Origin of the sequence: Solibacillus sp. NPDC093137 (genome assembly GCF_050280445.1) — a bacterium.
Taxonomy (GTDB): Bacteria; Bacillota; Bacilli; order Bacillales_A; family Planococcaceae; genus Solibacillus; species Solibacillus isronensis_B.
The window spans coordinates 159,235-170,542 of the sequence record NZ_JBNNVH010000007.1; the positions used below are offsets into that span (position 1 = coordinate 159,235).

Annotated in this window: 12 protein-coding genes; 9 read left to right on the forward strand and 3 right to left on the reverse strand. The window is 39.7% G+C overall.

The window, feature by feature from the left end:
- Positions 1-5: 5 nt before the first annotated feature.
- The 3 genes from truA (at position 6) to rpsI (ending at position 1,845) form a co-directional block, all read left to right on the forward strand.
- Positions 6-752 (forward strand): tRNA pseudouridine(38-40) synthase TruA, encoded by a 747-nt coding sequence (gene truA, locus ACQKN3_RS18050; protein ID WP_427713751.1) that lies wholly within the window; start codon positions 6-8, stop codon positions 750-752.
- A 233-nt stretch (positions 753-985) separates the two neighbouring features.
- Positions 986-1,423, forward strand: a complete 438-nt coding sequence (gene rplM, locus ACQKN3_RS18055) for a 50S ribosomal protein L13 (RefSeq protein WP_251690846.1) — start codon at positions 986-988, stop codon at positions 1,421-1,423.
- 29 nt (positions 1,424-1,452) lie between these two features.
- Positions 1,453-1,845 carry a 30S ribosomal protein S9 gene (rpsI, locus tag ACQKN3_RS18060; RefSeq protein ID WP_251690844.1) on the forward strand — a complete coding sequence of 131 codons (393 nt, stop codon included), beginning with the start codon at positions 1,453-1,455 and terminating at the stop codon, positions 1,843-1,845.
- Positions 1,846-1,915: 70 nt separating this feature from the next.
- Here rpsI and ACQKN3_RS18065 read toward each other — a convergent pair whose 3' ends face one another.
- On the reverse strand, positions 1,916-2,953 hold the full coding sequence (locus ACQKN3_RS18065; RefSeq protein ID WP_427713756.1) for a C45 family autoproteolytic acyltransferase/hydolase: 1,038 nt from the start codon (positions 2,951-2,953) through the stop codon (positions 1,916-1,918).
- A 166-nt stretch (positions 2,954-3,119) separates the two neighbouring features.
- Between ACQKN3_RS18065 and ACQKN3_RS18070 the strand changes: the two genes are divergently transcribed.
- The 5 genes from ACQKN3_RS18070 to ACQKN3_RS18090 all read left to right on the forward strand — a co-directional run bounded on the left by ACQKN3_RS18070 (position 3,120) and on the right by ACQKN3_RS18090 (position 8,878).
- Positions 3,120-3,404 carry a 2-keto-3-deoxygluconate kinase gene (locus ACQKN3_RS18070; protein ID WP_427713758.1) on the forward strand — a complete coding sequence of 95 codons (285 nt, stop codon included), beginning with the start codon at positions 3,120-3,122 and terminating at the stop codon, positions 3,402-3,404.
- Positions 3,405-3,436: 32 nt separating this feature from the next.
- Complete coding sequence (locus tag ACQKN3_RS18075) at positions 3,437-5,176, forward strand: ABC transporter ATP-binding protein (RefSeq protein ID WP_427713761.1); 1,740 nt, start codon at positions 3,437-3,439, stop codon at positions 5,174-5,176.
- Positions 5,169-6,977 (forward strand): ABC transporter ATP-binding protein, encoded by a 1,809-nt coding sequence (locus ACQKN3_RS18080; RefSeq protein WP_427713764.1) that lies wholly within the window; start codon positions 5,169-5,171, stop codon positions 6,975-6,977. Before ACQKN3_RS18075 ends, ACQKN3_RS18080 begins: the two co-directional genes overlap by 8 nt.
- 58 nt (positions 6,978-7,035) lie before the next feature.
- Positions 7,036-7,749 carry an N-acetylmuramoyl-L-alanine amidase gene (locus ACQKN3_RS18085; RefSeq protein WP_251690839.1) on the forward strand — a complete coding sequence of 238 codons (714 nt, stop codon included), beginning with the start codon at positions 7,036-7,038 and terminating at the stop codon, positions 7,747-7,749.
- Between the two features lie 73 nt (positions 7,750-7,822).
- The gene (locus tag ACQKN3_RS18090; RefSeq protein WP_251690838.1) at positions 7,823-8,878 is read left to right on the forward strand and encodes a P-loop NTPase; all 1,056 of its coding nucleotides are present in this window, start codon (positions 7,823-7,825) and stop codon (positions 8,876-8,878) included.
- A 44-nt stretch (positions 8,879-8,922) separates the two neighbouring features.
- On the opposite strand, the gene gerD is transcribed toward ACQKN3_RS18090, so the two are convergent.
- On the reverse strand, positions 8,923-9,540 hold the full coding sequence (gene gerD / locus ACQKN3_RS18095) for a spore germination lipoprotein GerD (protein ID WP_339263356.1): 618 nt from the start codon (positions 9,538-9,540) through the stop codon (positions 8,923-8,925).
- A gap of 148 nt (positions 9,541-9,688) precedes the next feature.
- Between gerD and ACQKN3_RS18100 the strand changes: the two genes are divergently transcribed.
- On the forward strand, positions 9,689-10,369 hold the full coding sequence (locus tag ACQKN3_RS18100) for a KinB-signaling pathway activation protein (RefSeq protein WP_251690836.1): 681 nt from the start codon (positions 9,689-9,691) through the stop codon (positions 10,367-10,369).
- A 72-nt stretch (positions 10,370-10,441) separates the two neighbouring features.
- Here the strand turns inward: ACQKN3_RS18100 and ACQKN3_RS18105 are convergent, their stop codons facing one another.
- Entirely contained in the window at positions 10,442-11,086 is a 645-nt protein-coding gene (locus ACQKN3_RS18105; protein ID WP_427713769.1) for a hypothetical protein, read from the reverse strand.
- Positions 11,087-11,308: the final 222 nt, after the last annotated feature.

Here is an 11,308-nt window from a genome sequence, read left to right on the forward strand (position 1 = left end):
AAGATATGGTGAGATTAAAAGCAACGATTAGCTATGACGGTACTGGTTTTGCCGGCTATCAAGTACAGCCGGGTGAGCGTACAGTACAGCTTGAAATCGAAAAAGTATTAACAACAATGCATAAAGGGACACACGTTAAAATTACAGCAAGCGGCCGTACAGATGCGCGGGTTCATGCAACTGGACAGGTTATACATTTTGATACCGGTCTTGCAATCCCACCTGAAAAATTTCAAAAAGCATTAAATGTCCAATTGCCGCGTGATATTCGTGTACTTCATATGGAGCAAGTAAGGGAAGACTTTCATGCCCGCTATGATGTATCAGGCAAGCGTTATCGGTATATTTGGGATTGCAGCGCTGTTCAAAGCCCGTTTAGAAGGCATTATACAGTCGAGACAGGTGGAGTGAAGCCGAATGTAGAGGCAATGCGTGAAGCAGCACAAGCAATTGTCGGGACACATGACTTCAGCTGCTTTTGCGCGGCAAATACGAGTGTTGTAGATAAAGTGCGTACGGTTGAAGCACTGGAGCTTTCCTGGCAGGGGGAAGAATTGCATATGACTATCAGCGGCAACGGCTTTTTATATAATATGGTACGGATCATTGCAGGAACATTGTGGGAAGTAGGCATCGGTCGAAGAGGAGCATCATCACTGGAAAAAACGATTGCTTCGATGGACCGTGCACAAGCAGGTAAAACAGCACCAGCACATGGTCTATATTTAGAACAAGTTTTTTATCAAGATTAATAAAATTTTTTTGGGAAAGTTTCGCTTTTCACTTCAAAATCCTAGAGAAATAGGCTTGTGAAAAGGGTTAACAACCTCTCCTGGTGTTCAATTAAATATCTTGACTTTAAACGCGATCCAGTATATGATGATGTATGGTATTTTCATTACCACCACAATAATAAGCCCCGAAACTTATAAAGTGTATATAATGAAAAATAACGGTAATTCATATCGATTAGGAGGATACAAACATGCGCACAACTTTCATGGCTAAAGGTCAAGAAGTAGAACGTAAATGGTTAGTAGTTGACGCAGAAGGCCAAACGTTAGGTCGTTTAGCTTCTGAAGTAGCTTCTATCTTACGCGGTAAACATAAACCAACTTTCACACCAAACGTTGATACAGGAGATCATGTGATCATCATCAACGCTGATAAAATTGAGTTAACAGGTAACAAATTACAAAAGAAAATTTACTACCGTCACACTCAATTCTCTGGTGGTTTAAAACAACGTACAGCTGGTGAAATGAAGGAAAAATACCCAACTCAAATGCTTGAGTTAGCAATTAAAGGTATGCTTCCAAAGAACTCTTTAGGTCGTCAAATGTTCTCTAAATTGAACGTTTACACTGGTTCTGAACACCCACATGCTGCACAAAAACCAGAAGCTTACGAGTTACGTGGTTAATCAATAAACTATAATAGGAGGAAATAACTTTGGCACAAGTACAATACATCGGCACAGGTCGCCGTAAAAGCTCAACTGCTCGCGTACGTTTAGTACCAGGCGAAGGTAAAGTAGTAATCAACAACCGTGATGTTTCAGATTACCTACCATACGAAACTTTACACTTAATTATCAACCAACCATTAGTAGCTACAGAAACTAAAGGTTCATATGACGTTCACGTTAACGTAAACGGTGGTGGATTCACAGGTCAAGCTGGAGCAATCCGTCACGGTATCGCACGTGCATTATTACAAGTTGATCCAGACTTCCGCCCAGCTTTAAAATCAGCGGGTCTATTAACTCGTGATTCACGTATGAAAGAGCGTAAAAAACCAGGTCTACGCGGCGCTCGTCGTGCACCTCAGTTCTCAAAACGTTAATCTTTACGATTACTATTTTGCGAAATTACAAAACCCTTTCTTGGAATTTTTCCGAGAAAGGGTTTTTTCATTATTCATTTGCAAAGCCGTTTGTTGCATGAAGTTTGCCTTTAATTTTTGAGAGAGGCAGGTGAGTTCCACTTAGCCACGCTTTAAAATCAAACACTACAGGCAACGCATCCCCACCTAAAGCAAAAATACATTTACCTTCAGCTGGTACATAGCCAACCGTATGAAGTGTACCATCCCATGCTCCGTATTTTGTCGCAAAGACACCATTTTCGATACCATTCATTAATTTAAACGCACTTTCAAAAGTAAGCGGATTTGCCTGGGCATTCGAAATAATGTGTTCACGCGTTAAGGAATCCTCCGTTCGATACCGATTTTCGTCTGTCAGGACTTTAAAGTGATTCGTGCAGGCAGTTGCGTCCCGTACGGCTACATTGCGTGGAGATGCTTCTACTGCCACCATCGTTTGCTCCGCATCCAGTAATACATAATTAAATGAATGCTTATGGGGAATATTTTTTAGTAATGAAATTCCCTCTTCAACAGTTGCGCAACGCTCCAGTAAAAGACGCCCGATCATATTGCATACAAAGCCATCCGCACTGTTTTTCGTATTTACAAAGTTATAACCAACAACGAGTCCTTTTTCATTCATACCATCCATGCGCCCTGTAATTTGCATGGAAGGTCCGAGTGTCGCGTAGCCACCGTCAGTTGGTTCATATAACACAAAACGTCCATCATAGCTTTCGGGGTCATTGTCATAGTTGCGGATCATATAAGAAGGACTTGTCGTAATAGAACATCCGCTTTTTTTGTGTGCGGCATAATATCCACCATAATGAAGTAAAGCCTGCTCTTCCTTATAACCAAGTGTATAAGCGAGGCCTTCAATTTCCTCTTCAATTCCTGGACCGAAACGTGCTAAAAGTTGTTTAACATATGATTTATCTATAGAAAATCTATGATCCAATTTTTTATAAAGTTCTTCTCTATTAGAAAGCAGAGGAGAATTCTTTAAAAGCTCTCCCTGATATATACCAAACTCATAATGCGATCCTCTAAATTGTATAATATCGCTCGTCACATTTTTCATTTTATGTACCCCTTTAATAAAACTGCTTTTTTTCATAGTAACGATATTTAATGGACAAACAAAATAAAAGGGTTTGAGAAAAGTACTTCTCCTAAATACTTTGTCCACAGTAGTATTTTTGTATACATTAGTATACAATAGTATTCAAAAAGGGTGGGTGAAAAATGTGAGATCAGAAGGTAGAGGGAGACCTCGAGGAGAAGGAGAGCATGGTAATCGCCGTTCAAAGGGTGCCCAAACTTTCAGGCGCGGGCGTGCGCTGGAGTTTTACCGTCAACTCGAAACGAAACGTTCAACATTGAAACAACAGCTGGAGTCTGCTGAGTTGCAATCGATTCATCCTGTAATTGCTGGAGAACTGAAAGCGACCGAAGCAATTATGAATGATTTTGTAGGCTTGTTTCAGTTGAATGAATTATTGGAAGAAACACAGGCAACAGAAGAGGAATAATTTTTCACAATATAAGGAAGTGAACTTGTTTAATGCAGGCAGTATGGAAACTCTCAAAATATATTAAGCCATATATACTATTTGCGATCATCGCTCCCGTAATGATGGTTATTGAGGTAAGCATGGATTTACTGCAACCTACAATATTACAGCATATTATCGATGAGGGGATTGCTCAAAATGATACGTCATATATTGTGAAAATGTTTGGGCTAATGATAGCGACATCCGTAATCGGCTTAATTGGCGGGATAGGGTGTTCGATTTATGCATCACGGACGGCCGTTAACTTTTCAACCGATCTACGTCATGATTTATATGAAACGATTACGTATTTTTCAAATAGCAGTAAAGATAAATTTACGCTCGGAAAGCTTGTTACGAATTTAACAAGTGATATGGAAATGCTTCAGCGTGCACTAACGATGTTATTAAAAATATTTGTCCGTGGACCAATGATGTTTATCGGGGCCATTGTCATTGTCTTTATTACAGCGCGCGAGTTATTTCCGATTTTGTTGGTCGTTGTGCCGATTTTGGCATTTTGCATGTACTATTTTACAGCACTATCCGGCAAGCTTTTTCATAAAGTGCAAAAGGTTGTCGATGTTGTAAATACGAAAGTCCAGGAAAACTTGGCAGGTATTCGGGTCATTAAGGCTTACAACCGGAAAAATCATCAAATTGAGCAGTTTACCGGAGTGAACACACAGCTGATGAAGCGCAGTATGGCAGCCGATCAAATTATAGGCGTACTTGGGCCGCTTACGATGTTTGTCGTGAATTTAGGTATTGTAGCAGCACTTTGGATGGGTGCGATCAAAGTAGATAACAATACCTTACAAGTGGGGGTTATTCTTGCCTTTATCAACTATTTAATGATGGTCATGCAAGGGCTGATGAGTTCTTCAATGGTACTTGTACAGCTGGCACGTGCGATACCAAGCGCGGGGCGAATCGTAGAAGTGCTGGAAGAGAAAACAGACTTAACAAGTCCATCTGAACCAGAGACGAAAGAAATTCAGGGAAGTATTAGTTTCGAAAATGTAAACTTCTCCTATTTAAAAGAAACAGAATCTGTATTGAAAAACATTAGCTTCCACGCGAATGCGGGAGAAACGGTCGGCATTATCGGAATGACAGGTAGCGGGAAATCGACATTAGTTAAAATGATTCCCCGCCTGTTTGATCCTGACAGTGGTGTCGTAAAAATTGACGGGTTACCGATCGAGAACTATTCATTGGAACATTTACGCCAGTCGATCGGTTTTGCGCCACAAAAAGCGACATTGTTTTCGAAAACGATTGCCGACAACTTACGCTACGGAAAATCCGATGCAACGTCAGAGGAAATTTTACAGGCATTGCAATCAGCAAACGCGAAGGAATTTATCGACAAACTGGATGCAGGGACAGAACATTTGCTCACACAAGGGGCGACAAACTTGTCCGGTGGGCAAAAGCAGCGTTTGGCAATGGCGAGATCCTTTATCCGGAAACCGAGTATTTTAATTTTAGATGATGTGACAAGTGCGGTTGACAGTATTTCTGAAAAAACAATTCAACGTGCGATTGAAGAACAGTTCAGTGATGCCACAAAAGTAATTGTTTCGTCCAAAATCTCTTCCATTCGTCATGCCAATCAAATACTTGTAATGGACGACGGGAAAATTGCTGCACAAGGAACACATGAGCAACTATTGCAGGAAAGTATATTGTATCAAGAAATGGCAAAAACACAGGCAGAAAAAGGGGTGACCTTAAGTGAATAAACAACAAGGGGAACCGCCTGTACCAATGAGGCATCCAGGGGGGCGCTTTACAGGTCCGGTTGTGAAGCCAAAAAATCAAAAAGAAACATTGCTTCGTATTTGGAGCTATTTACGCGTGCAAAAGGTAGAACTGATTAGTGTTGTTATTTTCGTTATTATTAGTACATTGTTAAGCTTAGTCGGCCCATTTTTAATCGGGAAAATAATCGATGATTATATTGTGAAGCTTGATGTTCCAGGGGCGATTCGGATGGCACTTATTTTAGCCGGTGTCTATATCGCGTCGTCTGTACTCACTTGGCTTCAAACCTTTGTCATGATACGTGTTTCACAGAAGACAATTCGCCGGTTGCGACAACAGCTGTTTGAGCAGTATCAGTCATTGCCGCTCGCCTTTTACGATAAAAAGCAGCAAGGCGATTTAATGAGCCGGATGACAAATGATATCGAAAATTTAAATGCGGCATTGTCACAAAGTGTTATACAAATTGTTTCAAGTTTTTTAACGATAATCGGAACGGCCTTTGCACTCTTTTATTTAGATTGGCGATTAGCGCTAGTAACGCTCATCATTATCCCGCTCATCGTATATGCGACAAAGCAGATTATTAAGCGAAGCAGCGTAAACTATAAGGCGCGTCAACGGGATTTGGGTAATTTGAATGGTTATATTGAAGAAACCATTTCGAACGCGGATATTATCACACTTTTCGGTCAGGAAAATACAACGCTCGCGGAGTTTAAAGAAGCCAATGAGCGATTGCGCGGTTCAGCAATGCGAGCCGATATTATTTCTGGTTTCATGGGTCCAATCAATAACTTTATGAACAACTTAGGTTTAAGTCTTGTAATAGGTGTTGGTGCAATCATGGCTATAACAAGCGGACTTACAATCGGTGTAATCGCATCATTTGTTACGTATACCCGTCAGTTTTTCCGACCGATCAATCAGCTATCGAACTTGCTCAATACGTTCCAATCGGCTATTGCGGGTTCCGAACGTGTTTTTGAAGTGCTGGATGAAGCAAAAGAAGTAGCGGATATTGAAAATGCAAAAGAGAAAGAACAGTATAGTGGTGATGTAAAGTTCGAAAACGTTCAGTTTGCTTATAAAACGGGCAAGACTGTATTACACGGAATTGATTTTGAAGCAAAAACGGGAGAGACAATTGCCATTGTTGGTCCGACTGGTTCAGGGAAGACGACAATCATTCAGCTATTAACCCGATTTTATGATGCGACAGGCGGCCGGATTTTATTGGACGGCGAACCAATTGAACATTACAAGATGACGAATGTTCGGGATCATGTCGGAGTCGTACTGCAGGATACGTACTTGTTTTCAGGAACAGTACGTGAGAATATTCGTTTCGGTAAGCTCCATGCAACGGATGATGAAGTTGAACAAGCGGCAAAAATTGCATATGCACATAATTTTATAAAGTATTTGCCTGAACAGTACGATACTGTGCTGACAAGCGGGGGCTTAAATTTAAGTCAGGGGCAGCGTCAGCTTATAGCGATTGCCCGTGCCATTCTAGAAGATCCCGACATCTTAATTTTGGATGAAGCAACTTCAAGTGTTGATACGATGACAGAAGTGCATATTCAAAAAGGCTTGAACAACTTGATGGAAGGGCGTACGAGTTTTGTCATTGCACACCGTCTTAAAACGATTGAAAATGCAGACCAGATTCTTGTCATTAAAGATGGCCGGATTTTAGAACAAGGAAATCATCATTCTTTAATGAATAAACAAGGTTTTTATGCAACATTACAACGTCAGCTTTTGTCTCAATGATGAGGTGAATATTCCACCGTCCTTTTGCGTATAGTAGGCAAAAAGGACGGTGTTTTTTTTGAAACGTTGGCTTGCACTCATATTCGTAATTTTTTGTTCGATGCTTGTCGTTGTATATGAAACGAACGCATCCGACCGGCGATTTTTTTTACCCGAGCCATTAGGTGGGGTAAAGATTGTATTAGATGCTGGTCATGGAGGAGTTGATGGTGGTGCTTCAAATGGAGAGGTAATCGAAAAAGATGTGACACTGGCAATTACAAAAAAAGTAGCTCGTCAATTGACACGTTTAGGGGCAGAAGTAGTATTAACACGTTCAACAGATGGGGATGTATTAAGTGAACATGCACCAAGTGAGACATTTCCTACACTTCGTGAGCGTAAAAAACAGGACATTTTTTTACGTGAAACGTTAGTAGAATCACAGGAACCGGATCTATTCATTACGATTCATGCAAATGCAATCCCAAATAGCAAGTGGAGAGGCGCGCAAGTGTTTTACCATCACACTGGACACGAGAAAAGCCAGGCACTCGCACAGGCTGTTCAGCAATCAATTCGAGAGACGATGGAAAATACGGAACGCGAAGCTCTGGCAATTAAAAATGTTTATTTATTAAAGAAAATTGAAAAACCGGCTGTATTAGTAGAGACAGGATTTTTAAGTAATGAGGAAGAGCGTGATTTACTGGCAAATGACAGCTATCAGGAAAAAATGGCATTTGCGATTGCACGCGGAATTGAAAATTATATTCATGTAAAATACGAGTAGGCAACATGTAATAACAATACGAATCGATTATGATATACTAACAAATGTAATTTCATTCAGGGGAGTGTTTGATATGTTAAATGAGGAACAAGTCCGAGAACTATTAGGAGAACTACAAGATCCGTTTTTACATAAATCACTAGCAGAAACAAAAGGTGTAACAAACGTTTCGATTAAAGCAGAAAAAGCGCATGTTAGTGTTCGTATTGCAATTGCAAAAACTAATACGCCTGAACAAATGACACTTCAAATGAAAATTGTTGAAGTGTTAAAAGAAAATGGCGCGGCTTCCGTTGGGATTCGTTTTGAAGAGCTACCGGCAGAAGTACTGCAATCATTCCGTGGACAAGCGACCGAAGCAGAAGCACAAGATATTTTATCACCTTTATCAAGCGTACAATTTATTTCAATTGCATCAGGTAAAGGCGGAGTAGGGAAATCGACGGTATCTGTAAATATGGCAGTTGCACTAGCACGCCTAGGCAAAAAAGTAGGTTTAATCGATGCTGATATTTATGGTTTCTCTGTACCGGACATGATGGGTGTAACAGAAATGCCGGTCGTAAAGGATGACCGTATTTATCCGGTGGAGCGTCTTGGTGTAAAAGTTATCTCTATGGGATTCTTCGTTGAAAACAATGCACCAATCGTATGGCGCGGACCGATGCTTGGGAAAGTATTGGACCAGTTCTTCCGCGATGTAGATTGGGGCGATTTAGACTATTTACTATTAGATTTACCACCAGGAACAGGAGACGTAGCTCTTGATATTCACCAAATGCTGCCGTCTTCAAAAGAGATTGTTGTGACAACACCTCACCCGACAGCCGCTTTCGTAGCAGCCCGTGCAGGTGCGATGGCATTACAAACAAATCATGAGATCCTTGGTGTTATTGAGAATATGGCTTGGTATGAAAGCAAATCAGGCGAAAAAGAATTTGTATTTGGTCAAGGCGGCGGTCCGAAGCTGGCTGATGAACTGCGCACAAAATTACTTGGTCAAATTCCGTTAGGACAACCAGATTGGACAGAGGAAGACTTCGCACCTTCTGTATATGCAGAATCGCATCCAACAGGTAAAATCTATTTACAAATTGCTGAAGAAATTATTTCAGAATTAAATAAATAACAAAAAAACAACCAGTTGTCCCAATGAGACGACTGGTTGTTTTTTTATGAGCCTCCACCGCTGTCTTTACCGCCGCCGCTATCCTTCCCTGAGCCAGATCCGGATTCAGACCCCGAACCAGAACCCTTCTCGGATGAAGCTTCACCGCTTTTCTTAATGAGCTCCTGCCATTTTGTCTGCATAAGCGGATTTTCGATTGTTTCCATTACGATTTTCTCCAGCTCTTTTCGCATAACAGCACCTTTCATAATGCTTTCAAGCTGCTTTTGCATATCCGGCTGACCGAAGAAAGACGTAAGAGATTCTTGGTAACTCGCGTCATTCAGTAGGTTTTTCATTAAATCTTCCTGCTGATCCTGCATACTTTTTGCGAATGTTTCTTTAAATTTCGGGTCTTCGAATGTTTTAATCCAAAAATCCATTGCATCTTTTGATAACATTGTCTCTTCAGTCGCTTTTTTAACTTCTTCGGTATTTAAAATAAGCAACTCCCGAAAATTCTTATCTTCAAACATTTGGCGAATTGCTTTTTTCCCATCCTCTGTCTGAATGGCATCGACCATAATTTTCTTTACTTCATCATAAGATAATGTCGTCGATTTGGCATCATTACAACCGGCAAGGAGAATGAGGGAAAAGGCTAATATGATTAAACGTTTCACTTTTCTCACGTCCTTTCTTCATTTATGCGCTTTCGCTTATTGTTCACAATTTTACTGATTATATGTAACATCTTTTAAGAGAGGTCGCTTTTTTCAAATCAAATTGATAAAATATACAAGATATATTAAAAAATGGGGGAATTTGTTCGTGACGATACGAAACTGGGTGAAGTTTGCTTTTTGGGCATTAGTAATCGGTGGTTTAGTTAATGCAGTTGCCTCGTTAATTATTCGTTGGGACTTTTACCAGCCATACTTAGCGAATGGGGAAATCTCAGAATTTCTTGCTGCATTAGTTTGGAATATCGTATTAGGGATGACGATGAGTGTAATGGCACAAGCAGGCTTTTTCGCTTATTTAACATTACATCAAGTCGGGGTCAATATATTTAGAACGTTAACACTTTGGAATTGGATTCAAATCTTATTAATAATTATCGTGTTAGTGGATATTATTGTTTTCCGTTTTGCACCAGGAGCAAATGCGGCTGGAGATTGGGTTTTTTATGGCTTCTTGCTCGCAGTATTAGTCGGTACGGCTATATGGACAGCAATTAAAAAAATTAAAATGACGCAAAAACCGCATGTGTTGATCTCAACATTGTTTTTCATGATTGTTATTACATCATTGGAATGGATCATTGCTTTAATGGGAAGACAAGATAATATTGATGTATATGTCGCACTATTATTATTCCCATTAGTAGCCGTTAATGCGTACCAAATTTTAATGCTGCCAAAATACAATGCACAATCAGAAGAAGATCGAAAACGATTGGAAGAGCGTCGCAAAGCGCGAAAAGAAACAACTAAAACTGTAAAAGCATAAAAAAAGGGCGATCACAGAAATGAAAAATTTCGTGTCAGCCCTTTTTTTAGTTATATAGTAGATTCTTCAAACTTAAGGATAACGCTTTGTAGAAATTTCATAGCCAAATATATTTTGTTCAATAGATAGGAAATTATGCGCTTTTATAAATTTATTAATATCTTCAAAAGAAACTTCCTTGTCTCGATGGAGAGGAATACTTACAAATGAACCTTCAGGAATTTTGCTTTCTTCTATAGGAAACGTATAAGTCGGAGCAACGATGTTGATTCCCAGCTCATGCAAAGCAGTTTGCATGGAAGTATCGACTTTATAATCGGCGGTCGCAAACCAAAGTGGTTTTTTGTAAAACGTTTTTTCATAGATTGCAATTTCTTTTTTTAATAGATTCTTATCTTCGTATTGATCACTATTAGAACCAAGCAATCCGACACGAATATTTTTTTCCCTCAGCATCTTTACCAATTCGGGACTTCGTAACAACCAGTCACTATCAGCCAAGATTAGCGGATATGGTTCACGGAGATTTTTAACCCAGTCCTCAAAACCTTTATGGGAATAACTTAACTCAATGATTAAACTTTGCCCAAACTGACCTTTTGTGATGACTGCAGGGGCTTCTGTTAATTGAAATACAGGGGAAATACTATTTTTATCATCAAAATAAATAAAAACTAAAAATAAGCATAAAACCAGTGATACCAACGTTTTGTACATGCTTTACTACCCACTTTCAATTAGTTTTAAACAAGATTATATAAAAAACTTATGAAAAAGTGTTGACGGATATAACAAGGGGGTGATACTATAAGTAGGTCGCCAAGAGATGAAGCGACAAACGAAACACAATGAACCTTGAAAACTGAACAAGCAACGTTAATGAAACAAGCTTCTTAAATGAAGCAAACAATAGATTTCAACTTCTAACGAAGTTGGATC

Excerpts from the sequence above, each read along its gene's own strand:
- truA (WP_427713751.1), top strand. The coding sequence starts at position 6 with ATGGTGAGATTAAAAGCAACGATTAGCTATGACGGTACTGGTTTTGCC.
- rplM (WP_251690846.1), top strand. The coding sequence starts at position 986 with ATGCGCACAACTTTCATGGCTAAAGGTCAAGAAGTAGAACGTAAATGG.
- ACQKN3_RS18065 (WP_427713756.1), bottom strand. The coding sequence starts at position 2,953 with ATGAAAAATGTGACGAGCGATATTATACAATTTAGAGGATCGCATTAT.
- ACQKN3_RS18075 (WP_427713761.1), top strand. The coding sequence starts at position 3,437 with ATGCAGGCAGTATGGAAACTCTCAAAATATATTAAGCCATATATACTA.
- ACQKN3_RS18090 (WP_251690838.1), top strand. The coding sequence starts at position 7,823 with ATGTTAAATGAGGAACAAGTCCGAGAACTATTAGGAGAACTACAAGAT.
- ACQKN3_RS18105 (WP_427713769.1), bottom strand. The coding sequence starts at position 11,086 with ATGTACAAAACGTTGGTATCACTGGTTTTATGCTTATTTTTAGTTTTT.